Genomic DNA, 24,184 nt, shown 5'->3' on the forward strand with positions numbered 1-24,184 from the left:
GCAGCAGGCACGCCGATTCAACTGGCCTGCGGCTCTGCCTCATCTTCCTCGAAGCCGCGGGACGCTCGCCCGACCAGTAGCGCATCCGGCGCATGCGCCACGCTGCGGTCCTTGCCCGGGTAGTCCAGCGAATGCAGGAAGTACCGGATGCAATTGATCCGCGCACGCTTCTTGTCATCGGACTTGATCACCGTCCAAGGTGCATCGGCCGTGTCGGTATGGAAGAACATCGCCTCCTTGGCTGCGGTGTAGTCCTCCCACTTGTCCAGCGACTTGATGTCGATGGGGGACAGCTTCCAGTGTTTGAGCGGGTCGTCCCGGCGCGAGATGAAGCGGCGCAGCTGCTCTTCGCGGTTCACCGAGAACCAGAACTTGAACAACAGGATGCCGCTGTTGCACAGCATGCGCTCCAACTCCGGCGCCTGGCGCATGAACTCCAGGTACTGCAGTGGCGAGCAGAAATCCATCACCTTCTCGACACCGGCGCGGTTGTACCAGGAGCGGTCGAAGAACACCATTTCACCTGCCGTGGGCAGATGTTGGATGTAGCGCTGGAAGTACCACTGGCCTTTTTCCTGCTCGGAAGGCTTCTCCAGGGCCACGATGCGCGCGCCGCGTGGGTTGAGGTGCTCCATGAACCGCTTGATGGTGCCGCCCTTGCCTGCGGCATCGCGCCCTTCGAACAGGATCACCACGCGCTGGCCGGTTTCCTTCACCCAGCTCTGTACCTTCAGCAACTCGATCTGCAGCGCATGCTTGGCCTTCTCGTAGTCCTGGCGACGCATGCGGGTGCGGTACGGGTAGCTGGTGGGCAAGCGGGCCGAGGTGCTGTCTTCGTTGCTGCCCTTGGGGGCGGTGGCGACTTCCAGTGCAGCAGGTTGCTGGCTGATGCTGGTGATCGTCGGCTCCGGCTTGCGCTGGCGTGGGCGGCGCGTGCGGGCTGGGGTGATGGCGGGCTCGCTGGGGGCGGGGAGCAGGAGGGGGGATTCTTCGCTCATGGAGGTCCTTGCGGGTCGAGTCGGATGTCCGTCTTCGATTGTGAAGGTGAGCGAGTGATAGCTATTTGATGTCTATCAATGAGACGTGAGGGGATTTGAGGATTGAAGCTGTTGGATTATGAAAATTCACAGACAACAAAAAACCCGCACTAGGCGGGTTTCTTGTTGTCGCTTCGGGTAACTTTGCAACCACCAGAAGCTTGAAGGTGGTGCCCAGAGACGGAGTCGAACCGCCGACACGAGGATTTTCAATCCTCTGCTCTACCGACTGAGCTATCTGGGCGACGAGGTGAATTAAATAGACTTTCAGACCGCTCGTCAACGACTTTTTGAAAAAATTTTAAATTAATTCCGTCGCTTACGTTCCGTGGGGTCATTCCGAGGGTGGAACGTAGCCTTCCGCCTGGGCGTATTCTTCGCCGGCGAAAAACTTGTCCATCTCGCCCTGGAGGAATTTGCGGTCCTCGGCGTTCATCATGTTCAGGCGCTTTTCGTTGATCAGCATGGTCTGGTGCTTCTGCCAGTCAGCCCAGGCTTTCTGCGAGATGTGTTCGAAGATGTCCTGGCCCTTGGCGCCGGGGTAGGGCGGGCGCTCCAGGCCTGGCAGTTCTTCTTTGTACTTGCGGCACATCACGGTGCGGGTCATCGGGCGTCTCCTGCAATCAGTTCGTCGGCCGCGCGTTTGAGCAGCTTTTTCACCGGGGCGGCGAGGCCCAGGCGCGGCGGGGTGGCGAGGTTATACCAGAGCCAGTCGGCCTCGGCCACGTGCTGGCCGACCGGGTCGACGCGCACCAGCCAGGGCTCGATCGCCAGCTGGAAGTGGCTGAAGGTATGGGTCAGGCCGTCCATGGCGCGGCTGTCAGCCAGGCGCAGGCCGTGCTGGTAGGCCAAGTCGTCGAGCTGGGCAATGTCGTCCAGTTCCGGCAGGCTCCACAAACCACCCCACAGGCCGCTGGACGGGCGACGGTAAAGCAGGATGGCGCCTTCGTGGTTGGCCAGCAGCGGCATCAGCGTGCGGCGTTGCGGCAGTGCCTTGCGCGGCTTGGGCTCGGGGTAGCGGGTTTCTTCACCGTGCAGGTGCGCTTCGCAGCCGCGCTGCAGCGGGCAGATCAGGCAGCTGGGCTTGCTGCGGGTGCACAGCGTGGCACCCATGTCCATCATAGCCTGGGTGTAGTGGTTGGCGCGCTGCTGTGGGGTAAAGCGTTCGGCCGTGGCCCACAGCTGGTTGGCCACCTTGGGCTCGCCGGGGTAGCCGGCCTGGGCGGTGTAGCGGGCGAGCACGCGCTTGACGTTGCCGTCGAGGATCGGTGCGCGGATGCCCATGCTGATACTGGCGATGGCGCCGGCGGTGGAGCGACCGATGCCGGGCAGTTCGGTGAGCTGCTCGACACTGCGCGGGAATTCGCCGCCATGCTGTTCGACCACGATCTTCGCGGCCTTTTGCAGGTTGCGTGCCCGGGTGTAGTAACCCAGGCCTGTCCACAGGTGCAGTACCTCGTCCTCCGGCGCCTCGGCCAGGGCCTGCACGGTCGGCAGGGCCTGCATGAAGCGGTCGAAGTAGTTGAGCACGGTGCTGACCTGGGTCTGCTGCAACATGATTTCCGACACCCACACCCGGTACGGGTTGATGCCCTGTTGCCAGGGCAGGTCGTGCCGACCGTGTTCGTCATACCAATCCAGCACTGCGCTGGAGAACTGCTCGGGGCTCATCGCTTGAACAGCCCCTTGAGCGCGTCTTTCAATTCCGGGCTCACTTTGTCTCCGAGTTTTTCATCGATCTTGTCTTGCAGACGGTTGCCGGCCACCTTGGCGGCAACCTTGCCCAGGCCGTCCTGGTCCAGGCGGCAGGCTTTGGCGCCCAGCTCCAGCGGGCCGCGGCAACGCAGCGGTATTTCGACACCCACATAGCGCTCGTTGACCTGGCAGGCCGGGTCCGGCATGGCGCGCTGGTCGCCTTCGACGACCACGCCAACGTTGTAGTCCATGCCCAGTACGCGCAGGTCGAGGTCACCATGGCCATTGACGGTCAGGCCCGGAATGCGCGCCTTGAGGTCCGGGTTGTTGGCAACGCCATTGCGTACTACCAGGCTGCCACGCAGTTCCTGGAACGGGGTGTCCTTGCCGCGAGGCTCGCCGGTGAGCGATTTGCGGTTCAGCGTGGCGATGGCCTTGCACAGCTGCTGTTCCAGGTTGGCATTGACCAGCACGCCATCGTTGATGACGAAGTTGGCGTTGCCGTTGAGGGTATCGACCAGGGCCTTCTGGCTGTTGCCGGTGGCGGTCAGGTCGCTGGTCAGGGTCAGCAGGCCTTTGACCGGTGGCGTCTGTTCCTTGCCCTCGGTCTTGATGAAGTGTTCCACCGGCACCCGTTGGATGCTGGTGTTGACGCCCAGCTGCGGCACGGCAGGGCGCACATCGACCGTGCCCTTGGCCTCGAAGGTGCCGTTGTACAGTTCACCGCGCAGGGTTTGCAGGGTCAGCAGGCCGCCCTGGCCGATCGCCTTGAGCTGGGCGTCTTCGATCGGCAGTTTGTCCAGGGTCAGCGAACCGAAGGCCAGGTCGGCTTGCAGGTCGAGGGCGCGCAGGCGGTCGACCGGCAGCAGCTTGTCGTCGCTCCAGGCGACCTGGGTCGGGGCGTTGGGGAGTGGCGTGGTGCCAGGGCCGGCGACCGCGGTGGCTTCCTGTTGCTTGACCTCGGCCTGACGCGCGGCGGTGGCGCCCTTGGCCTCTTCACTCTTGGCCGGCAGGTAGCGGTCGGCGTTGAAGGTGTCGCCCTTGAGCTGCAGGCGCAGGGCCTGTTTGGCGAAGTCTTCGACGGCCACGCGGCCAGTGAAGGTGCTGTCGTCCAGCTTCACCGCCAGGTCTTCCAGGGCCAGGCTGTTCGGCGTGCCCTGCAGGCGGGTGACCATTTCCAGCTTGGCGAAGGCCGCCGGGTCGTTGGTGGCCGGCAGCGGGCGGCCGATGCTGTCGAGGAAGGTGCGCAGGTCGAACTGGGCGATGGACAGGCCGCCGCTCAGCTGCGGTGCCTTGTCCAGGTCTCGCAGGTTCAGCTCGCCCAGGGCGCGCAGCTGGTTGGCCGAGACTTTCAGGCCGTTCCACGAGGCGACATTGGCGGCCAGGTCGACCAGCAATTGGCCTTGGGCGGCGAAGGTCACGGTCTTGCCGCCGGTGGGCTCACCCGAGGTTTCGCCCGACAGGCGCATGTCTTCGAAGTTGTAGCGCTTGAGCTTGCGGTCGAAGCGCAGCTCGCCGGCCAGTTCGGTGCGGGCCTTGATGTTCGGCTGGCTGGCGCTGAGGAAGGCGCTGGCCTTGAGTGGAATGTTCGCCCCTTCGTGGACTGGGCCGGTGCTCAGCTGGATGCTTTCGGCGCTGTAGCTCTGGCCGGTCTTGGCATCGGTGTATTGCACGCGGGCGTTGTTCACGGTCAGGCTGTCGATGTCCAGCTTGACGGCGCGTTCATTGCTGGCGACTGGTGCCGACGCCTGTTCGGCCGGTGCCTGGGCTGGAGCACTGGCCTGCCCATCGGCACTGGCGCCGTTCTGCGTGGGCAGCGGCTTGCCGATGTCTTCCCAGTTGCCATGGCCCTGTTCGTCACGGGCCAGGGTCAGGTTCAGGCCCTCGACGCGCACGTCGCTCATCTGCACTTCGCGGCGCAGCAGTGGCAGCACACGTACAGAAAGCCCGAGCATCTGCAGGTCGGCGAAGGGCTCCTTGGGTTTGTTCAAGGTGGCGATGCTCGCATCGTGCAACTCCAGGCCCAGCCACGGGAACAGACTCCAGCCAATGTCACCGTTGAGGGTCAGCTCGACGTGAGCCTTGTCACGTGCCAGCTGGCGAATCTCGTCTTTGTAGTCGTTGGGATCGAAGAGGTGGGTCAGGGCGAAGCCCAGCGCCACGATGATCAGCAGCAACCCGAGAAGCCCAAGTCCCAGGATTTTGCCGAACGCTTTCATGGGCGAGTCCTTGTAGTCCGTTTTTGAAATTCAAGCGCCAGAGTATAGCGCCGCAGTGGTTACCCCTGCGTATTCGACTAGAGATACGGGGCATTTCCTACGCGTACAGCAGATGGTACGGCTTTCGACAGCCATGATTTTGTCAGTTCCGAATGTGTGGCCTGTACTGGCCCTATCGTCGGCAAGCCAGCTCCCACAGGGATCCCGCTGTCCCCGAGGTCGGTGGGGCACTTGTGGGAGCTGGCTTGCCGGCGATAGGGCCGGTATAGGCAACATGACCGTTTCAGCCGAGCAAAAATTAACGATATCAGATTGCTTTCACGCTACTTGATACTGCTACCCTTGCGCCGCTTTGCCTGCACCCTCCCTATAAGAAGGATCTGATCCATGAGCAGTACCGTCGCGGCGGGGACCTTGGCCAGTGCGCCGGGCTTCCTGTCGAAGGAGCGCATCATCGCCCGTCCGGGCTTCAACCGCTGGCTGGTCCCACCGGCCGCCCTTGCCATCCACCTGTGCATCGGCATGGCCTATGGCTTCTCGGTGTTCTGGCTGCCGCTGTCGCAAGCCCTAGGCATCACCGCCCCGGTCGCCTGCGCGGCGGACATGGGCTTCATGGCCCGTATGTTCAGCGCCGAATGCGATTGGCCGATTTCCATGCTGAGCTGGATCTACACCCTGTTCTTCGTCTTCCTCGGTTGCTCGGCGGCCGTGCTGGGTGGTTGGCTGGAACACGCCGGCCCGCGCAAGGCCGGCCTGGTGTCGGCGCTGTGCTGGTGCGGTGGCATGCTGATTTCGGCGATTGGCGTGAAAACCCATCAGCTGTGGCTGATGTGGCTGGGTTCCGGCGTAATCGGGGGTATCGGCCTGGGCCTGGGCTACATCTCGCCGGTGTCGACCTTGATCAAGTGGTTCCCGGACAAGCGCGGCATGGCCACCGGCATGGCGATCATGGGCTTCGGTGGCGGGGCCATGGTCGGTGCACCACTGGCCACCGCGCTGATGGGCCATTTCGGCAATGCGCAGGAAGTGGGCGTGTGGCAGAGCTTCGTCGTCATGGCGGCGATCTACTTCGTGTTCATGACCGCCGGTGCCCTGGCGTATCGCGTACCGCCAACCGGCTGGAAGCCCGAAGGCTGGAGCGCCCCAGTGAAGAAAGCTGGCAACACCATGGTCACCGACCGCCACGTTCACGTCAGCGTGGCCTGGAAGACCCCGCAGTTCGCGCTGATCTGGCTGGTGCTGTGCCTGAACGTGTCGGCGGGTATCGGCATCCTCGGCATGGCTTCGCCGTTGCTGCAGGAAGTGTTCGCCGGCAAGCTGCTGGGCAACGGGCTGAGCTTCAGCGAGCTGAACAGCGCCCAGTTGGCGCAGATTGCCGCGATCGCCGCCGGCTTCACTGGCCTGCTGAGCCTGTTCAACATCGGCGGGCGGTTCTTCTGGGCGTCGTTCTCGGACTACATTGGCCGCAAGAACACCTATTTCGCCTTCTTTGCCTTGGGCGTGGGCTTGTACAGCCTGGTACCGAACATGGGGCACCTGGGTAACGTGGCGCTGTTCGTGGCGGCGTTCTGCATAATCCTGTCGATGTACGGTGGTGGTTTTGCCACGGTACCGGCCTACCTGGCCGACCTCTTCGGCACGCAGATGGTCGGCGCAATTCATGGCCGCCTGCTGACTGCCTGGGCGGCGGCGGGGGTGCTGGGGCCGGTGCTTATCACCTACCTGCGCGAGTACCAATTGGCGGCCGGGGTGGAGCGTGCGGCTGCTTATGACATGACCCTGTACATCCTCGCCGGCCTGCTGGTGCTGGGCTTTGTCTGCAACATGCTGGTACGACCGGTGGCCGACAAGCACTTCATGAGCGATGCCGAACTGGCTGCCGAGCGGGCGTTGAGCCATGACAAGGGCGCCGACGGGGCGCGCTCGCTGGAGTGGAAAGCGGCGCCGGGCAGCCTGCCGCTGGTGCTGCTGGCCTGGGCTGTGGTGGTCGTGCCGTTGGCCTGGGGCGTTTGGATTACCCTGCAGAAGACGGCTGTGCTGTTCCATTGATCAGTGGTAAAACCGGCTGACTTTGCTGGCTGTACTGGCCCTATCGCCGGCAAGCCAGCTCCCACAGGTATGCCACAGGCCTGGAAGATTGTGAGGCCCCTGTGGGAGCTGGCTTGCCGGCGATGGGCTGCAAAGCAGCCCCAAGCCATGCGGTTGTATAGACCTGTAACGGTATCCAGCCTGCGTAATTCCTCGTTTTGCCATATGTCATCCGCGTTTCAAGCCGGCGCGTTCTAGGCCTATAATGAAGCCCTTTTCGCCTAATGATTTTGCGGAGCTGGTGATGGTCGAACGTAAGGCTTCCGTCGAGCGCAATACCCTGGAAACCCAGGTCAAGTGCTCGATCAACCTCGATGGCAGTGGCAAGGCCCGATTCGATATCGGTGTGCCTTTCCTTGAACACATGCTGGACCAGATTGCCCGCCATGGGCTGATCGATCTGGATATCGAGTGCAAGGGTGACACGCATATCGACGATCACCATACCGTCGAAGACGTCGGCATCACCCTGGGCATGGCATTTGCCCAGGCCATCGGTGACAAGAAGGGCATCTTCCGCTACGGCCACGCCTATGTGCCGCTGGACGAAGCGCTGTCGCGCGTGGTCATCGACTTCTCCGGTCGCCCGGGCCTGCAGATGCATGTGCCGTACACCCGCGCCAGCGTCGGTGGCTTCGATGTCGACCTGTTCCAGGAGTTCTTCCAGGGCTTCGTCAACCACGCCCTGGTCACCCTGCACATCGACAACCTGCGTGGCCACAACACCCACCACCAGATCGAGACCGTGTTCAAGGCTTTCGGCCGCGCCCTGCGCATGGCCATTACCCTCGACGAGCGCATGGCCGGGCAGATGCCTTCCACCAAAGGGTGCCTGTAAATGCAGACGGTAGCCGTAATCGACTATGGCATGGGCAACTTGCACTCGGTGGCCAAGGCGCTCGAGCATGTAGGTGCTGGCAAGGTACTGGTCACCAGTGATGCCACGGTCATCCGCGAAGCCGACCGCGTGGTATTCCCGGGCGTGGGCGCGATTCGCGACTGCATGGCAGAAATCCGCCGCCTGGGCTTCGACAGCCTGGTGCGTGAAGTCAGCCAGGACCGCCCGTTCCTCGGCATCTGCGTGGGTATGCAGGCACTGCTCGACCACAGCGAAGAAAACGACGGTGTCGACTGTATCGGCCTGTTCCCCGGCCAGGTTCGCTTCTTCGGCAAAGACCTGCAGGAAGACGGCGAGCACCTGAAGGTGCCGCACATGGGCTGGAACGAAGTCGGCCAGACCAACGACCACCCGCTGTGGCACGACATCCCCGACCGTGCGCGGTTCTACTTCGTGCACAGCTATTACATCAATGCCGGCAAGCCGGCCCAGGTGGTCGGTCGCGGCCATTACGGTGTCGATTTCGCCGCTGCACTGGCCGATGGCTCGCGCTTTGCCGTGCAGTTCCACCCGGAGAAGAGCCATACCCATGGCCTGCAGCTGCTGCAGAACTTCGTCGCCTGGGACGGGCGCTGGTAAATGAGCAGGTCGAAGACCAAGGCCCCGGCCATCACCCTGGCCCCCGAGCAGGAGCGCGAAGCGCTGCACACGCTCAAGCGCTTCCTCGAAGACCGTTTCGAGCTGGAGCTGGGGTCGTTCGAAGTGGCCGAAGTCCTCGAACTGTTCAGCAAAGAAATTGCACCCCTTTACTACAACAGGGCGATTGCCGATGTTCAGCTGCACCTCAAGGAGCGGTTCGAGAGCATCGAAAGCGATCTGTGGGCGCTCGAGAAGCCCTGAAACCCCAAGAACAGACAGGTTCCCAAGATGCTGATTATCCCCGCTATCGATCTGAAGGACGGTGCCTGCGTGCGCCTGCGCCAGGGCCGCATGGAAGACTCCACGGTATTTTCCGACGACCCGGTGAGCATGGCCGCCAAGTGGGTCGAGGGTGGCTGCCGCCGCCTGCACCTGGTCGACCTCAACGGCGCCTTCGAAGGCCAGCCGGTCAACGGTGAAGTGGTCACCGCCATTGCCAAGCGCTACCCGACCCTGCCGATCCAGATCGGCGGTGGCATCCGCTCGCTGGAAACCATCGAGCACTACGTCAAGGCTGGCGTCAGCTACGTGATCATCGGCACCAAGGCGGTCAAGCAGCCAGAGTTCGTTGCCGAAGCGTGCAAGGCCTTCCCGGGCAAGGTCATCGTTGGCCTGGACGCCAAGGACGGCTTCGTCGCCACCGACGGCTGGGCGGAAGTAAGCTCTGTGCAGGTCATCGACCTGGCCAAGCGTTTCGAGGCCGATGGCGTCTCGGCGATCGTCTACACCGACATCGCCAAGGACGGCATGATGCAGGGCTGCAACGTGCCGTTCACCAAGGCGCTGGCAGAAGCTACCTCGATCCCGGTGATCGCCTCGGGCGGCATCCACAACCTGGGCGACATCAAGGCCCTGCTGGACGCCAAGGCCCCGGGCATCATCGGCGCCATCACCGGCCGTGCCATCTACGAAGGCACCCTCGATGTCGCCGAGGCCCAGGCCTTCTGCGACAACTACCAAGGCTGAGGACTGAACCATGGCACTGGCCAAGCGCATCATCCCTTGCCTGGACGTGGACAACGGCCGGGTGGTCAAGGGCGTCAAGTTCGAGAACATCCGTGATGCCGGCGACCCGGTGGAAATCGCCCGTCGCTACGACGAGCAAGGTGCCGACGAAATCACCTTCCTCGACATCACTGCCAGCGTCGACGGCCGCGACACCACCCTGCATACCGTCGAGCGCATGGCCAGCCAGGTGTTCATCCCGCTGACCGTGGGCGGTGGCGTGCGCACCGTGCAGGACATCCGCAACCTGCTCAATGCCGGTGCCGACAAGGTCTCGATCAACACGGCCGCGGTGTTCAACCCAGAGTTTGTCGGCGAGGCCGCGGACCGTTTCGGTTCGCAGTGCATCGTCGTCGCCATTGATGCCAAGAAGGTGTCCGGGCCGGGCGAAGAACCACGCTGGGAAATCTTCACCCACGGCGGGCGTAAGCCGACCGGGCTGGATGCCGTTGAATGGGCGAAGAAGATGGAAGGCCTGGGTGCTGGCGAGATCCTGCTGACCAGCATGGATCAGGACGGCATGAAGAACGGCTTCGACCTGGGTGTTACCCGTGCGATCAGTGATGCGCTGGGTATTCCGGTGATTGCCTCGGGCGGTGTGGGTAACCTGCAGCACTTGGCTGACGGCATTCTGGAAGGGCATGCCAGTGCGGTGCTGGCTGCCAGTATCTTCCACTTTGGTGAGTACACGGTGCCGGAAGCCAAGGCCTATATGGCTTCGCGCGGGATTGTCGTTCGCTGACAGAATGCCGGGAGGGCTTTGCCCTCCATTCGCAGCACAAGGCTGCTCCTACAAGGTTACGCGGTCCTTTGTAGGAGCAGCCTTGTGTCGCGAAAGGGCCGCAAAGCGGCCCCAATGGCATCAGCCGTGGTTCTTGCCGAGCAATGCGTGATAAAGCTCGGTATCCCCAAGTATCCCCACCACCTTGTCGTTATCCTGCAACACCAGCTTGTTGCCGGTCTGATAACGAATCTGCAGCGCCTCGCGCATGCCGATATCGGCATTTACCAACGTTGGGCGGCGGCCCAGCAGCTCCACATCCTGCCCTGGTGCCCAGTTTTGCAGGTCAAGCCCGTTCTGCCCCTGGCGTGCGCGCTTGATCGAGCCGCCTTCGCCAAGGTCCAGCCACGAGTCGATGCCGGGGTCCAGGCACACCGAACCGTTCACCCGCTTGCAGTTGTCCAGGCTGCGCATCAGGCTGCGCCCGCACAGCACGTTCAGTGGGTTGGTATGGGCGACAAAGGTACGCACATACTCGTCGGCCGGGTTGAGCACGATCTCTTCCGGCTTGCTGTACTGGATGATCCGCCCGTCCTTCATGATGGCGATGCGGCTACCCAGTTTCAGCGCCTCGTCCAGGTCGTGGCTGACGAACACGATGGTCTTGCTCAGCTTGGCCTGCAGGCCAAGCAACTCGTCCTGCAGGCCCTGGCGGATCAGCGGGTCCAGTGCCGAGAACGGTTCGTCCATCAGCAGGATGTCGGCATCCATCGCCAGCGCCCGGGCCAGGCCCACGCGCTGCTGCATGCCGCCAGACAGTTCGTCCGGCTTCTTGTTGCGCCACTGGGTCAGGCCCACCAGTTCGAGCTTCTCGTCTACCAGCTTGCGCCGTTCCTTCTCGGGGCGGCCCTGCATTTCCAGGCCAAAGCTGATGTTCTCGCGCACCGTCAGCCAGGGCATCAGGGCGAATTTCTGGAACACCATGGCAATGCGCTTGGTGCGCATCATCTTCAGTTCGGCCGGGGTGCAGTGGGCAATATCGATGTGCTTGCCTTCGTGCTCGACGAACAGCTTGCCGCGGCTGACGGTGTTGAGGCCGTTGATGCAGCGCAGCAAACTCGACTTGCCCGAGCCGGACAGGCCCATCAGCACGCAGATCTCGCCCTTCTGGATATCCAGGTTGGCCTTCTCGACACCCACCACCAGGCCGGTCTGCTTGAGAATCTGCTCGCGTGTCTGGCCTTGGTCGAGCAGTGCCAGCGCTTCGCGCGGCTTGTTGGAGAAGATGACGTCGACGTCTTCGAAACGAATGATGCTCATGCTTCACCCCTTACCGGCAGGTCCGGTTGCTTGCAGATACGGTCGAGCATGATCGCCAGCAGCACGATTGCCAGGCCCGCTTCGAAGCCCAGGGAAATATCGGCGGTGTTCAGTGCGTTGACCACAGGTTTGCCCAGGCCGTCAGCGCCGACCAGGGCGGCGATCACCACCATCGATAGCGACAGCATGATGCACTGGGTAACGCCGGCGGCGATGCTTGGCATCGCGTGCGGCAGTTCGATACGGGTGAGCAGCTGGCGCCGTGAGCAGCCAAAGGCCTTGCCGGCATCCATCAGCTCCTGCGGGACGTCGCAGATGCCCAGATAGGTCAGACGGATCGGGGCGGCGATGGCAAACACCACTGTCGAGATCAGCCCCGGCACCACACCCAGGCCGAACAGGGTCAGGGTGGGGATCAGGTAGACGAAGGTAGGTACCGTCTGCATCAGGTCGAGTACCGGGCGCATGGCGGTATAGAACATCGGTTTGTGCGCGGCGACGATGCCCAGTGGCACGCCGATGGCCACGCAAACCACCGTGGCGAAGGTGACCTGCGCCAGGGTTTCCATGGTTTCCTGCCAGTAACCCAGGTTGAGGATCAGCAGGAACGACAGGGCGACGAATGCGGTCAGCGCCCACTTGCGCTGGATGAAATGCGCCAGGGCGGCGAACAGAGCGATGAGCACGAACGGATTGAAGAAAGTCAGGGCACTGGTTACGCCATGGATCATGAACTCCAGGCCTTGCGCGATGGCGTCGAAGTAATTCGCGCCGTTCTGGGTCAGCCACTCGACGAACGACGCGATGTACTGGCCCAGGGGTATTTTCTGATCGATAAGCATGATAGCGAGCTTCCACCTGCATAGATTGAACTCAACCCGGGGCAGGCACGGTCCTGCCCCGAGGTAGCGCTATTGCGTATTTCGTTATTGCGTCAGCTTGGCCTTGGCCGCCTCAAGGCCGGGTTTGCCATCCACGGTGGTTACGCCGGCCAGCCAGGCATCCAGTTTGCCAGGGTTGTCCTTGAGCCACTTCTTGGCAGCCGCCTCGGGTTTCATCTTGTCGTCCAGGACATAGCCCATCATGGTGCTTTCATCCTTGAGCTCGAACGACAGGTTCTTCAACAGCTGGCCAACGTTGCTGCATTCCTGCACATAGCCCTTGCGGGTGTTGGTCAATACGGTCGCCTTGCCGAAGTCGGGGCCGAAGAATTCGTCTCCGCCGGTCAGGTACTGCATCTTGAAGCGGGTGTTCATCGGGTGCGGTTCCCAGCCGAGGAACACGATGGCCTCGCCGCGTTTCTGCGCGCGGTCGACCTGCGACAGCATGCCGGCCTCGCTGGACTGAACGATCTTGAATCCGGCGTCCTTCAGGCCGAAGGCGTTCTTGTCGATCATGCTCTGGATGGTGCGGTTGCCATCGTTGCCGGGCTCGATGCCGTAGATCTTGCCGTCCAGTTCCTGCTTGAACTTGGGAATGTCGCTGAAATCCTTCAGGCCCTTGTCATACAGCGCCTGGGGCACGGCCAGGGTGTACTTGGCGTTTTCCAGGTTGGCGCGCACGGTTTCCACGGTGCCGGCGTCGCGATACTGCTTGATGTCGTTCTCCATGGTCGGCATCCAGTTGCCGAGAAACACGTCCAGGTCCTTGCCGGTGGCCAGCGACTTGTAGGTCACCGGTACCGAGATCATGGTGGTGTGGGTCTTGTAACCCAGTGCTTCGAGCACAACGCTGGTGGTCGCGGTGGTGACCGTGATGTCGGTCCAGCCGACATCCGAGAACCGTACCGTCTTGCATTGCTCGGGTTCGGCGGCCTGGGCCAGCAAAGGCGCGGACAGCAACGCAACCAGCAATAGCGAGGGTGAACCTTTCATGGATGGACTCCTGTGATTTTGTCTTCGGGTTCGCGTGGGTCGCCGGGCTTTCTCAGGGTCCGGTCGACCAGGCCTGCAGAGGGCAGGATGCGTGGCCGTGCTTTACGAGTCGCTTTCGATAATCCTCCAGCGCCGTGCAATCGCCTACTGGTGGGGTCGTAACCAGTACGGAACGGGTCGTATCCAGTATGGGCGATGTCGTTTATGGATTTTTCCACCCCCTCAGCCGCATTTTTACGTCACCAGGCCGCCGTAAAGCGGCGTGGCAACGGTAGCTCCCCGGTTGAAAACAGCGCGGCGCTGCTGGACAAAAGTACGTCGGTTGCAGACGGCGAGGGGGTTGGTAAAAGCCCGATGATGCGTGCATTCAAGGCGGCCCGCTGCTTCAGCCTAGCAGTTGCCCCGCCCTGCGCATGGCGCGCAGAGACAAGCCCAGCAAGAGGTGATTCGACAATGGCCATCAGCGTGTTCGACCTGTTCAAGATCGGTGTCGGGCCCTCCAGCTCCCACACCGTAGGCCCCATGCGTGCTGGCGCCCTGTTCGTCCAGGGCCTGCGCGAACGCGGCGAGCTGGAACGTGTGAAGCGGATCGAAGTGCGCCTGTATGGCTCGCTGTCGGCCACAGGTGTGGGGCACGGCACCGACAATGCCACCATCATGGGCTTGATGGGTGAATGGCCTGACGCCATCGACCCGACCCAGATCGTGCCGCGTATAGCCGACCTGCGCGAAACCAACACCCTGCAGCTGGACAGCCGCCTGCCCATCGAATTCGTCTGGGCCCGCGACATGCTGTTGCTGGACGAGAATTTGCCGTACCACCCCAACGCCATGACCCTGGTTGCCGAAGGCGAACAGGGCGAGCTGCACCGCGACACCTACTACTCGGTGGGTGGCGGCTTCGTGGTCGATGCCGCCCAGGCCGCCAGCGGCGTGCTGGATGCTGACCAGACGGTGCTGCCTTACGATTTCAATAGCGCTGCCGAACTGCTGCGCCTGTGCAAGCAAAACGACCTCAGCGTGTCGCAATTGATGATGGCCAACGAGAAGGTCTGGCGCAGCGAGGAAGAGATCCGCGCCGGCCTGCACAAGCTCTGGGAAGCCATGCAGGAATGCGTCAACAACGGCCTCAAGTACGAAGGCACGCTGCCCGGCGGATTGAACGTGCGCCGCCGCGCCGCCAAGCTGCACCGCAGCCTGCAGGAAATCGGCAAACCCAACGTGATCGGCTCGACCATGAGCGCCATGGAGTGGGTCAACCTGTTCGCCTTGGCGGTCAATGAAGAAAACGCTGCCGGCGGGCGTATGGTTACCGCACCGACCAACGGTGCGGCGGGCATCATCCCGGCGGTGTTGCACTACTACATGCGCTTCAGCGATGCGGTGGACGAGTCCAGCGTGGTCGACTTCTTCCTCGGTGCTGCCGCGGTGGGCATCCTGTGCAAGAAGAACGCCTCGATCTCTGGTGCCGAAGTGGGTTGCCAAGGGGAAGTCGGCTCGGCTTGCGCCATGGCAGCGGCGGGTCTTGCCGAAGTGCTGGGCGCGACCCCGCCACAGGTGGAGAACGCTGCCGAGATCGCCCTGGAGCACAACCTGGGCCTGACCTGCGACCCGGTCGGTGGGTTGGTGCAGGTGCCGTGCATCGAGCGCAACGCGATTGCCGCGGTCAAGGCCATCAACGCAGTGCAGATGGCCCTGCGTGGTGACGGCGAGCACTTCATTTCCCTCGACCAGGTGATCCGCACCATGCGCGATACCGGGGCCGACATGCACGACAAGTATAAAGAAACTTCACGCGGTGGTTTGGCGGTCAGCGCGATCGAATGCTGATCCTATAGCTGACCTCACTGGCCCCATCGCCGGCAAGCCAGCTCCCACAGTACCCCACAGTGTTCAAGCCCTGTGGAGTACCTGTGGGAGCTGGCTTGCCGGCGATGGGGCCTCTGCTGACAAACAGGTGCAGTACGGAAGCCAATGCCCCCTTATGGTGCAGCGCGACGCATACCAATCGTCGGGTGTCGTAATCAGTGCGGGCATTGTCGGTGACACTCAAGAGTGTCGTTTCTGGGCATCCTACACTGCGCGTGTCACCAAATTGCTCAGCCATTCCACGCACACCGCCTAGCACGCCCGTTCTACGATGATTGACCAACTCGATCAAAGCACCTGATTTGCCTAACAAAGGCGTCGTTTTCAGGTTTTTTTGGATAGCCGTTCAACTTCAGGCACGGCGTTTGCGTAGAGATTGGCACCAAGGCCCCCACACATGAAACCGGGGCCATACATAACAAGAAATCAGTGCTTGCCTGAGGCACCCCCTGCATTTGTGTGAGGAGAAATCGCGATGACGTCGTACACCTCCGGGAACCCAACCCAGAACCGCACAGCCCCCCAGTCCATCGGGTTTCTCCTATTGGACAATTTCACCCTGATTTCCCTGGCGTCGGCCGTCGAGCCGCTGCGCATGGCCAACCAGCTGTCCGGCCGCGAGCTGTACCGCTGGCACACCCTCACCGCCGATGGTGGACAGGTGTGGGCCAGCGATGGCTTGCAGATAACCCCTGACGCCGCGATGCACAGTGCGCCTCCCATCGATACCGTGATTGTTTGCGGCGGCGTGGGCATCCAGCGCAGTGTCACCCGCGAGCATGTCACCTGGTTGCAAACCCAGGCCCGCCAGTCGCGCCGCCTGGGCGCGGTATGCACCGGCAGCTGGGCCTTGGCCTGTGCCGGGTTGCTGGATGGTTTCGATTGCAGTGTGCACTGGGAGTGCCTGGCTGCGATGCAAGAGGCTTTCCCGCGCGTCAACATGAGCACCCGGCTGTTCACCCTCGACCGTAACCGCTTCACCAGCTCCGGCGGTACTGCGCCGCTGGACATGATGCTGCACCTGATCAGCCGCGACCACGGCCGTGAACTGTCGGCGGCGATCTCCGAAATGTTCGTCTACGAGCGCATCCGCAACGAGCAGGATCACCAGCGCGTGCCGCTCAAGCACATGCTTGGCACCAACCAGCCGAAGCTGCAGGAAATCGTTGCGCTGATGGAGGCCAACCTCGAAGAGCCGATCGACCTGGACGAACTGGCGGTATACGTGTCGGTATCGCGCCGGCAGCTCGAGCGCCTGTTCCAGAAGTACTTGCACTGTTCGCCGTCGCGTTACTACCTGAAGCTGCGCCTGATCCGCGCCCGGCAGCTGCTGAAGCAGACGCCGATGTCGATCATCGAAGTGGCGTCGGTGTGCGGCTTCGTGTCTACCCCGCACTTCTCCAAATGCTACCGCGAGTATTTCGGCATTCCGCCGCGTGACGAGCGCGTGGGCTCCAACACCGCGCAGCAGGTGGCGATGATGCCGATCCCGCAGGCCATGACCCTGTCACCGCACAGCGGGCCGATGGCGGCCCTGAGCCAGGCGCGCAATGAGTCGACCTTTGCCAGTGTAAGGCTCTGAAACGGAGCCGGCCTCTTCGCGGGCTTGCCCGCTCCCACAGGAGGTGCACAGTGTTTGAACTCTGTGCAATCCCTGTGGGAGCGGGCAAGCCCGCGAAGAGGCCGGTGCAGGAAAACTCTGTCAGCCGCGCTTGTTGAACTGCGCCAACGCCGGCAACAGCTGTTTGTCGATGGCCTGGCGCACCGCCGGCAGGATCGTCGCACTACCGGTATACATTTGCTCCACCATCCCCTTCAGCGCCCGTGCATTGGGCTCGGTCAGCCCACGCACCACCGCTTCGCACGCCTGCTCGGCAGTAGCGCCGGCCGGAATCTCGAACCCGCGCGCGCGCAGGTGGCCTGCCAGATCGTCCTGGTCAATCAAATCCGCATGCATCATGGCTGTTGTCCCTTTTATCGCTAAGAGAGTGCTGCTGTGATTTACGACCGATTCTGTGACGCCGGCGACATGCCCGCAACAACAGAATGGCGCCATGGCTGCTTTGGCTAAGAACAGGTCGTTTACGGCTAAATCCAGTGTTCGGGAAGTGCGCAAACTCAAGCCATCTGCCGCAACGGAGGGTTTGGTCACCCTCGTTCGTGTACAGTGGATGTTGCTCGCTCTTGGCCCCGGATGCTCACGGCTTTCCGGGGTTATTTTTTGCCTGAATACATGACCTGTGGGAGCGGGCGTGCCCGCGAATGCGATGGTGGATTTACCGCCGCATTCGCGGGCACGCCCGCTCCCACAGGTCATATGTTGCTGCTCAGTTTGGTGTAGGCAGGGCTATCACACGGCCGACGAACTCAGCCGGGGGCACATCCTGCTGCTCATCCACCAACCCTTGCAGCAACTCCACACTACGCTCACTGAACGGTGCCGACCTCGGCCCCGCCAGGTCCACATGCAGCAGCATCTGCTCACTGGCCGCCAGCGCTTCGGCGAACCCTGCCCGGTGCAGGCTGTGGTACGCATGCAGGCGCTTGCGATCAAAGCCGATGATCTGCGTCTGCACCCATACCTCGGTGCCCAGCTTCACTTCGTGCAGGTAGTTGATGTGCGCCTCCAGGGTGAACAGCGAGTTACCGCTCTGGCCGCGGCTGTCGGCATCCAGGCCGATGCGCTCCATCAGCGCGTCGGTGGCGTAGCTGAAGATCAGCAGGTAGTAGGCATCGCGCAGGTGCCCGTTGTAGTCGACCCAGTCCTCCTGGACCGGGGTGCGGTAGGTGATCAGTGCGGGCATCGCGGTCTCCTCAGTCGCCGAAAGCCATGCCGTGGCTGGCCTTGCTGGTCTTTACCGCTTCCAGCACTGCCAACAGGGTGTCATCACGATAGCGCTCCAGCGCGGCGATGCTGCGATCCGCCAGTTGCTCGGAGGTCCCTTCGACCACATCGTCGATCAACTTGTCGGTGAGTTCCGGCGCCGGCAGGTAGGTCCAGGGCAGTTTCAACGCCGGGCCGAACTGGGCCATGAAGTGACGCATGCCCGCATCACCACCGGCCAGGGTGTAGGTGAGGAACGTGCCCATGAACGACCAGCGCAAGCCGGCACCGAAACGGATGGCATCGTCGATCTCGCCGGTACTGGCCACGCCGTCGTTGACCAAGTGCAGTGCTTCGCGCCACAGGGCTTCGAGCAGGCGGTCGGCGATGAACCCGGGCACTTCCTTGCGTACGTGTAGCGGGCGCATGCCCAGGGCGGTGTAGATGGTCCGGGCCGCTTCGATGGCCTCGGGGGCGGTGCGGTTGCCACCGACGATTTCCACCAGCGGCAGCAGGTACACCGGATTGAACGGGTGGCCGACCACGCAGCGCTCGGGGTGGATGGCCGACTCGTAGAACTCGCTGGGCAGCAGGCCCGAGGTGCTGGAACCGATGATCGTGTCGGGTTTGGCGGCGGCGCTGATCTTTGCGTGCAGGTCGAGCTTCAGGTCCAGGCGTTCAGGGGCGCTTTCCTGGATGAAATCGGCATCGCGGACGCATTCCTCGATGGTGGCGACGAACTTCAGGCGGTCTTGTGATGCGCCTGGTGCCAGGCCTTGCTTTTCCAGTGCCGGCCAGGCGTTGGCGATGCGCTTGCGCAAGGCCTGCTCGGCGCCTGGCGCCGGGTCCCAGGCGACCACGTCCAGGCCGTGGGCCAGGGCGCGCGCGACCCAGCCGCTGCCGATCACGCCACTACCCAGGGCGGCGAAGGTCTTGATCTCGGTGATGAAGGTCATGTTGGGCTCCTGAAAGTGTCAGCGGCGTTTGAGGTTCATCTTTTCCCGGCCTTCGGCCGGGGTCAGCACACGGGCGCCAAGGCGCGAAATGATCTCTACCGCGCGCTCGACCAACTGGCCGTTGCTGGCCAGCACGCCACGGTCCAGGTACAGGTTGTCCTCCAGGCCCACCCGCACGTTGCCGCCCAGCAGCACCGCCTGTGCGGCCATCGGCATCTGCATGCGACCGATACCAAACCCGGCCCAGGTGACGTTTGGCGGCAAGTTGTCGGCCATCGCCTTCATGGTGGTGGTATCGGCCGGAGCGCCCCACGGGATACCCAGGCACAGCTGGAACAGCGGGTCTTCGAGCAGGCCTTCCTTCATCATCTGCTTGGCAAACCACAGGTGGCCGGTGTCGAAGATTTCCAGCTCGGCTTTTACCCCCAGCTCGGTAATGCGCTTGGCGCCGGCGCGTAGTTGTGCCGGGGTGGAGACGTAGATCGAGTTGCCGTCGCCGAAGTTGAGGGTGCCGCAGTCGAGGGTGCAGATTTCCGGCAGCAGCGCTTCGACATGGGCCAGACGCTCCAGTGGGCCGATCAGGTCGGTACCCGCGCCGAACTCCAGTGGTGTTTCACCCGGGCCGATTTCCAGGTCGCCACCCATGCCCGCGGTAAGGTTGACGATGATGTCCACGTCGGCTTCGCGGATGCGCTCCATGACTTCTCGATACAGCGCCACGTCACGGCTGAAGCGGCCGGTTTGCGGGTCGCGCACGTGGCAGTGGACCACGGTGGCGCCGGCTTTGGCGGCCTCTACGGCAGACTCGGCGATCTGCTTGGGGGTGACTGGAACAAGGTGGCTTTTCGAGGCGGTGTCGCCGGCGCCGGTGAGGGCGCAGGTGATGATGACGTCGTGGTTCATGTCGGGGTTCCTTGAGAGAGCTGTGGTGGCCTTTTCGCGGGCATGCCCGCTCCCACAGGGTCTGCGCAGACCTTGTTCTATGCGCTGTACCTGTAGGAGCAGCCTTGTGCTGCGAAGGGGGGGTGTCAGTTGGCAGTGAGCTTGAGGTTGTCAGCAGCCGGCTTGCCATCGAAGGTGGTCACACCCTCCAGCCAGCGGGCCTTGTCCTCGGGGTGGTCCTTGAGCCACTGGCGGGCCGACTCCAGCGCATCCTTGTGGTCGAGCAGCGGCTGCATCATGCGGCTCTCGTCCTCGGCGCTGAAGTTCAGGTTGGCCAGCAGGCGGTGGGCGTTGGGGCAGCGCTCGGCGTAGTCTGGCGCGGTCACCGTCCACACTGTCGCGCGGCCTTCGTCCGGGCCCAGGGCGTCCTGGCTGTCGCCCAGGTAGACCATGTCGATATTCACGTTCATCGGGTGCGGTGCCCAGCCGAAGAACACCACAGCCTCGTTGCGCCGCACCGCGCGGTCGACGGCGGCGAGCATGCCGGCCTCGCTGGACTCGACCAGCTGGAACTTGCCCAGGCCGAACTGGTTCTTGGCGATCATCGCCTTGATCTGGGTATTGGCGCCGGAGCCTGGTTCGATGCCGTAGATTTTCCCACCCAGTTCCTTCTCGAATTTGTGGATGTCGGCGAAGGTCTTCAGGCCCTTGTCGGCCAGGTACTTGGGCACCGCCAGGGTGGCGCGGGCGTCTTCCAGGCTCGGCTTGTCGAGCACCTTGACCTGTTTGGCGTCGACGAACGGTGTGATGGTCTGGGTCATGATAGGGTTCCAGTAACCCAGGAACATGTCCAGGCGCTTGTCGCGGATGCCGGCGAAGATGATCTGCTGTGAAGCGCTGGTCTGCTTGGTCTGGTAGCCAAGGCCATCGAGCAGCACCTGCGCCATGGCGCTGGTGGCGATGACGTCGGTCCAGTTGACCACGCCCAGACGGACGTTCTTGCAAGCCGCGGGCTCGGCGGCGAATAGTGGGGAAGTGGCGATGCTGCTCAGGGCAAGGGTCAACAGGCTGCGGCGGATCAAGCTGTGCATGGTGGCTCTCCATCGGCAGTGCATATTGTTATTGGGGTTCGACCTCTCTGGGTCGTATGAAGAAGCTACGCTGCTGTCAGGGTGGAAAATCGCACCCTGGCGACCAACATTTGCACGGAGGCGACCACCTTTGCCGTGGAGCATGCAATGCCGCAAATCATTCACTTCCTGTTGTTGCCCGGGTTCTCGGCCATGGGTTTCATCAGTGCCCTGGAACCACTGCGGGTGGCCAACCGCTTCAAGGGCCCGTTGTATCGCTGGCAGGTGTTGAGCCTGGACGGCGGGGCGGTGCTGGCCAGCAATGGCATGTCGGTGAACGCCGATGCAGCGCTGGCGGCGGGCGAGCCTGGTGGCATCCTGCTGATCGTCGCCGGTTTCGAGCCATTGGCCTGTTATGGGCCGGCGCTGCAGCAGGCGCTACGCCGCCTGGACCATGAGGGGGTGGTTCTGGGTGGCATCGATACCGGCGCGGTGGTGCTGGCCGAGGCCGGCCTGCTCGACGGCCACCGCGCCACCGTGCACTGGGAGGCGCTGGAGGCGTTCAAGGAGAACTACCCGAGCCTGCAGGCCACCCAGGAACTGTTCGAAATCGACCGGCGGCGCATCACCTGTGCGGGCGGTACTGCCTCGATCGACCTGATGCTCGACCTGATTGCGCAATCCCATGGCAGCGAGCTGGCGGTGCAGGTTTCGGAGCAATTCGTGTTGGGCCGTATTCGGCCGCGGCAGGATCATCAGCGGATGCAGATCGCCTCACGCTATGGCATCAGCAACCGCAAGCTGGTGCAGGTGATCGGCGAGATGGAAAAGCATACCGAGCCACCGTTGAGCACATTGGAGCTGGCCGCCCGTGCCATGATCACCAGGCGTCAACTGGAGCGCTTGTTTCGCTTGTACCTGAATGATACGCCCAGTGGCTTCTATCTTGACCTGCGTCTGGACAAGGCGCGTCAGCTGTTGTGTCAGACGCAGATGAGCATCACGCAGGTCAGCGTGGCATGTGGTTTCGAGCTGCCGTCGTACTTCACCCGCCGGTACAAAAGACGCTTTGGGCGCTGTCCGCGTGAAGAACGTCAGGCGCTCAAGCCGCAGCTGCCGGATCAGAACTGATCGAGGTCAGAAAGCGCCTGGAGGCGGTTTTCGACCTGTACTCGTCGCGCCTCGAAAGCCCGGGCGTCGAGTTTCGCGCCCATGTGGTCCAGTTGCAGGGTAAGGCGCGTACGTGGGGCATCCGGGTCGGTCGAACAGCACAGGTTGAAGACGATCGCCAGCGGGCTGCCGCTGTCATCCAGGTCAAATTCGATGCGCAGGTGCGAGCTGGCCGAAGTGCTGCGCAGCAGGGCGAGGTCTGGCTGTTTCAAGCCATTAAGTATGTCGTTGGCAACCCGCTCGAACTTGAGGTTGCGACGTTGGGGCGCTGGAATCCAGCCGTTGAAGACGTCTTGAAACACAGCATCCGTGGGTACGCAGTTGATGCTTTTCGTCGTCCGTTCGATCAGTTCGACACCGCTGTTCTCCAGGCCCTGCAGAAAACGGCTGAACCAGCGCTGGCCATCCTGTTGGCGATCGTGAACCTGGTTGGCTTCCAGTTGCGCCAGGCGCAAGCAGGCATGAAGGTCTTCCCAGGGTTGGGTGGCAGGTTTGGTGGGCATGCTTTTGGCCCTCGCCGTAGGCGTAGGAAGGGGAACCTGGCGCCGCATGGCGGCGCCAGGCGCAGGTCAGATGTCCAGCGCCAGGATGTCGAACGCCTGGCTGGCCAACTTCATCCTGACGGCTTCGCGCATGGCGTCGAAGTGGCGAACACTGAACGAGCCCTGCTGCGAGGCCCGGTATACCCTGGTGTTCGACTTGTCGATGATGCGGCCAGCGGAACCTGCGGTTTTCTCGGCCTTGTCATAGCTCAGCTGAACGCTGGTCATGTGCATGATCGGCAGGCCTTGCGGTGTCATCTCGCAGGCCGAAATCTGAATGGTGCTGGATTTGCCCGAAACGCTCACGCTGCTTTCTTCGAGCAGTTGCTGCGCCTTGGGTGTTTGCACGATCACTTCGAAGGAGCGTTTTACACAGCGGCTCAGGCGGTGGCTGGCGCCGATCTGGACGGTGACGATCTGCGGCACCAGGGTGGCCAGCGTGTGGGTGTCCTTGTCGATTGCCTCCTCGACATGGGCGGCGCCGGTCAGCGTCCAGCCGAACTTGCCCAGGCCGTCGTTGTAGAAGTTGTACCACTCGCGCTGCTGGGTTTCCTTGTCGAACTTCTTGTTTGCCGACAGGTTCATCAAGCGCATGCCATCGAGCACGTCTTCGGCAACGCTGGCAGGTACATCCGGGGCAAAGATGCAGACGGTGTTGGCAACCATGACGGCGCGTTCTTCGCCTTCTTTCTTCAGGGCGGCAATGGCGCTGTTCATGTCGGTCTTGCTGATAGTAGAGGTCATGTCTTGGTTTCCGATCGAGTTCATCATCGGCACCTCGGGTGAGGCGCCGGGGACGCACTTTGGTTCGGATCGTCAAGACAGATAAGCCGAAAGCCTTTCCTGCCGAGGAACTCCCTTACTGCTGGCCGATGGACTGCAGGTACTCCGAGCGGTCATCGCTGCGTTGTGCCACGCAGGTGTTCCACGCTGCTTCGAACGCCTTGCTGCCCGGTTTCTCGGCATAGGTTTCGACCTTGCAGTCGGCATCGCGCAGTTGCGTCCACAGTTTCTCGGCCGCCTCCATACGCCCGGCCAAGGCGTCTGCCTTGTCGCCTTCGTCGGCGTACTGGTCGCGAATGCGCTGTATCAGGTCGTCATACGCCGACTTAAGTTCACGCTCGGCCGTCTGTTTGTTGAACGCCGCGCAAGCGAATGTCTGCTGGTCGGTCTCGACGTTGTCGCACGGGGTGCTTTCTTCCTCGCCGGCCTGGGCGCCCGATACGACAGCCAGCAGTACCAGCCATGCCATTGATTTCATCCGTTTTCTCCTCAACAAGGCTGACGAATCGGCTGGATTCTCGCTCAGCCGCCGACAAGACGATAGCTCCCTGAAGAAATGTTCATGAAACGGTCGGAAATGTCGTTATCGAGA

24 protein-coding genes and 1 tRNA gene are annotated in these 24,184 nt (G+C 62.5%); 9 read left to right on the top strand and 16 right to left on the bottom strand.

From position 1 onward, the window contains the following. Positions 1-17: 17 nt before the first annotated feature. From ppk2 to AC2T3R_RS01370, 5 genes are all read right to left on the bottom strand, one after another. Complete coding sequence (gene ppk2 / locus AC2T3R_RS01350; protein WP_486744542.1) at positions 18-998, bottom strand: polyphosphate kinase 2; 981 nt, start codon at positions 996-998, stop codon at positions 18-20. Positions 999-1,205: 207 nt separating this feature from the next. Next, positions 1,206-1,281, bottom strand: a tRNA-Phe gene (locus AC2T3R_RS01355). A gap of 90 nt (positions 1,282-1,371) precedes the next feature. Beyond that, positions 1,372-1,644 (bottom strand): oxidative damage protection protein, encoded by a 273-nt coding sequence (locus AC2T3R_RS01360; protein ID WP_003257478.1) that lies wholly within the window; start codon positions 1,642-1,644, stop codon positions 1,372-1,374. Then, the gene (gene mutY / locus AC2T3R_RS01365; RefSeq protein WP_013970490.1) at positions 1,641-2,708 is read right to left on the bottom strand and encodes an A/G-specific adenine glycosylase; all 1,068 of its coding nucleotides are present in this window, start codon (positions 2,706-2,708) and stop codon (positions 1,641-1,643) included. The genes AC2T3R_RS01360 and mutY overlap by 4 nt, the downstream gene beginning before the upstream one ends. Continuing rightward, entirely contained in the window at positions 2,705-4,951 is a 2,247-nt protein-coding gene (locus AC2T3R_RS01370; protein WP_410952704.1) for an AsmA family protein, read from the bottom strand. Before AC2T3R_RS01370 ends, mutY begins: the two co-directional genes overlap by 4 nt. A 387-nt stretch (positions 4,952-5,338) precedes the next feature. Between AC2T3R_RS01370 and AC2T3R_RS01375 the strand changes: the two genes are divergently transcribed. The 6 genes from AC2T3R_RS01375 (at position 5,339) to hisF (ending at position 10,323) form a co-directional block, all read left to right on the top strand. Beyond that, positions 5,339-7,000 carry an OFA family MFS transporter gene (locus AC2T3R_RS01375; RefSeq protein WP_015268635.1) on the top strand — a complete coding sequence of 554 codons (1,662 nt, stop codon included), beginning with the start codon at positions 5,339-5,341 and terminating at the stop codon, positions 6,998-7,000. 283 nt (positions 7,001-7,283) lie between these two features. After that, positions 7,284-7,877: an imidazoleglycerol-phosphate dehydratase HisB gene (gene hisB, locus AC2T3R_RS01380; RefSeq protein ID WP_003255736.1), complete on the top strand. Its 594-nt coding sequence runs from the start codon at positions 7,284-7,286 to the stop codon at positions 7,875-7,877. Beyond that, a complete protein-coding gene (gene hisH, locus AC2T3R_RS01385; protein WP_013970493.1) occupies positions 7,878-8,516 on the top strand; it encodes an imidazole glycerol phosphate synthase subunit HisH in 639 nt (212 codons plus the stop codon). It abuts the gene before it with no gap. Then, positions 8,517-8,777: a DUF2164 domain-containing protein gene (locus tag AC2T3R_RS01390; RefSeq protein WP_410952705.1), complete on the top strand. Its 261-nt coding sequence runs from the start codon at positions 8,517-8,519 to the stop codon at positions 8,775-8,777. A gap of 27 nt (positions 8,778-8,804) precedes the next feature. Continuing rightward, on the top strand, positions 8,805-9,542 hold the full coding sequence (gene hisA, locus AC2T3R_RS01395; RefSeq protein ID WP_003257484.1) for a 1-(5-phosphoribosyl)-5-[(5-phosphoribosylamino)methylideneamino]imidazole-4-carboxamide isomerase: 738 nt from the start codon (positions 8,805-8,807) through the stop codon (positions 9,540-9,542). Positions 9,543-9,552: 10 nt separating this feature from the next. Further along, entirely contained in the window at positions 9,553-10,323 is a 771-nt protein-coding gene (gene hisF, locus AC2T3R_RS01400) for an imidazole glycerol phosphate synthase subunit HisF (protein ID WP_013970495.1), read from the top strand. A 120-nt stretch (positions 10,324-10,443) separates the two neighbouring features. Here hisF and choV read toward each other — a convergent pair whose 3' ends face one another. From choV to AC2T3R_RS01415, 3 genes are all read right to left on the bottom strand, one after another. Continuing rightward, complete coding sequence (choV, locus tag AC2T3R_RS01405) at positions 10,444-11,622, bottom strand: choline ABC transporter ATP-binding protein (protein ID WP_003257485.1); 1,179 nt, start codon at positions 11,620-11,622, stop codon at positions 10,444-10,446. Further along, on the bottom strand, positions 11,619-12,467 hold the full coding sequence (gene choW, locus AC2T3R_RS01410; protein ID WP_169774667.1) for a choline ABC transporter permease subunit: 849 nt from the start codon (positions 12,465-12,467) through the stop codon (positions 11,619-11,621). The genes choV and choW overlap by 4 nt, the downstream gene beginning before the upstream one ends. An 81-nt stretch (positions 12,468-12,548) precedes the next feature. Then, positions 12,549-13,496, bottom strand: coding sequence for a choline ABC transporter substrate-binding protein (locus AC2T3R_RS01415; protein WP_015268637.1), 948 nt, complete (start codon positions 13,494-13,496; stop codon positions 12,549-12,551). 453 nt (positions 13,497-13,949) lie between these two features. On the opposite strand from AC2T3R_RS01415, the gene AC2T3R_RS01420 reads away from it, so the two are divergent. Both AC2T3R_RS01420 and gbdR read left to right on the top strand, forming a co-directional pair. Continuing rightward, positions 13,950-15,326, top strand: coding sequence for an L-serine ammonia-lyase (locus AC2T3R_RS01420; RefSeq protein ID WP_039613186.1), 1,377 nt, complete (start codon positions 13,950-13,952; stop codon positions 15,324-15,326). A 514-nt stretch (positions 15,327-15,840) separates the two neighbouring features. Further along, positions 15,841-16,947, top strand: coding sequence for a choline metabolism transcriptional regulator GbdR (gene gbdR / locus AC2T3R_RS01425; RefSeq protein ID WP_015268639.1), 1,107 nt, complete (start codon positions 15,841-15,843; stop codon positions 16,945-16,947). Between the two features lie 120 nt (positions 16,948-17,067). Here gbdR and AC2T3R_RS01430 read toward each other — a convergent pair whose 3' ends face one another. The 5 genes from AC2T3R_RS01430 to choX form a co-directional block, all read right to left on the bottom strand. Next, a complete protein-coding gene (locus AC2T3R_RS01430) occupies positions 17,068-17,325 on the bottom strand; it encodes a hypothetical protein (protein ID WP_003257487.1) in 258 nt (85 codons plus the stop codon). Positions 17,326-17,692: 367 nt separating this feature from the next. Further along, the gene (locus AC2T3R_RS01435; protein WP_085721787.1) at positions 17,693-18,169 is read right to left on the bottom strand and encodes a thioesterase family protein; all 477 of its coding nucleotides are present in this window, start codon (positions 18,167-18,169) and stop codon (positions 17,693-17,695) included. A 10-nt stretch (positions 18,170-18,179) separates the two neighbouring features. Then, positions 18,180-19,145, bottom strand: coding sequence for an L-carnitine dehydrogenase (locus AC2T3R_RS01440; protein ID WP_486744544.1), 966 nt, complete (start codon positions 19,143-19,145; stop codon positions 18,180-18,182). An 18-nt stretch (positions 19,146-19,163) separates the two neighbouring features. Next, entirely contained in the window at positions 19,164-20,048 is an 885-nt protein-coding gene (gene cdhC / locus AC2T3R_RS01445; protein WP_015268642.1) for a 3-dehydrocarnitine:acetyl-CoA trimethylamine transferase CdhC, read from the bottom strand. A gap of 125 nt (positions 20,049-20,173) precedes the next feature. Continuing rightward, positions 20,174-21,118: a choline ABC transporter substrate-binding protein gene (gene choX, locus AC2T3R_RS01450; RefSeq protein ID WP_015268643.1), complete on the bottom strand. Its 945-nt coding sequence runs from the start codon at positions 21,116-21,118 to the stop codon at positions 20,174-20,176. 147 nt (positions 21,119-21,265) lie between these two features. Here choX and AC2T3R_RS01455 point away from each other — a divergent pair, with 147 nt between their 5' ends. Then, complete coding sequence (locus AC2T3R_RS01455; RefSeq protein ID WP_189121507.1) at positions 21,266-22,228, top strand: GlxA family transcriptional regulator; 963 nt, start codon at positions 21,266-21,268, stop codon at positions 22,226-22,228. Here AC2T3R_RS01455 and AC2T3R_RS01460 read toward each other — a convergent pair. The 3 genes from AC2T3R_RS01460 to AC2T3R_RS01470 form a co-directional block, all read right to left on the bottom strand. Beyond that, positions 22,219-22,770: a hypothetical protein gene (locus tag AC2T3R_RS01460; protein ID WP_486744545.1), complete on the bottom strand. Its 552-nt coding sequence runs from the start codon at positions 22,768-22,770 to the stop codon at positions 22,219-22,221. The genes AC2T3R_RS01455 and AC2T3R_RS01460 overlap by 10 nt on opposite strands. Positions 22,771-22,836: 66 nt before the next feature. Continuing rightward, on the bottom strand, positions 22,837-23,553 hold the full coding sequence (locus AC2T3R_RS01465) for a hypothetical protein (RefSeq protein ID WP_080958440.1): 717 nt from the start codon (positions 23,551-23,553) through the stop codon (positions 22,837-22,839). Between the two features lie 115 nt (positions 23,554-23,668). Then, positions 23,669-24,070 (bottom strand): lysozyme inhibitor LprI family protein, encoded by a 402-nt coding sequence (locus tag AC2T3R_RS01470; protein ID WP_003257504.1) that lies wholly within the window; start codon positions 24,068-24,070, stop codon positions 23,669-23,671. Positions 24,071-24,184: the final 114 nt, after the last annotated feature.

This window comes from Pseudomonas sp. PVC-5-1 (assembly GCF_057444345.1).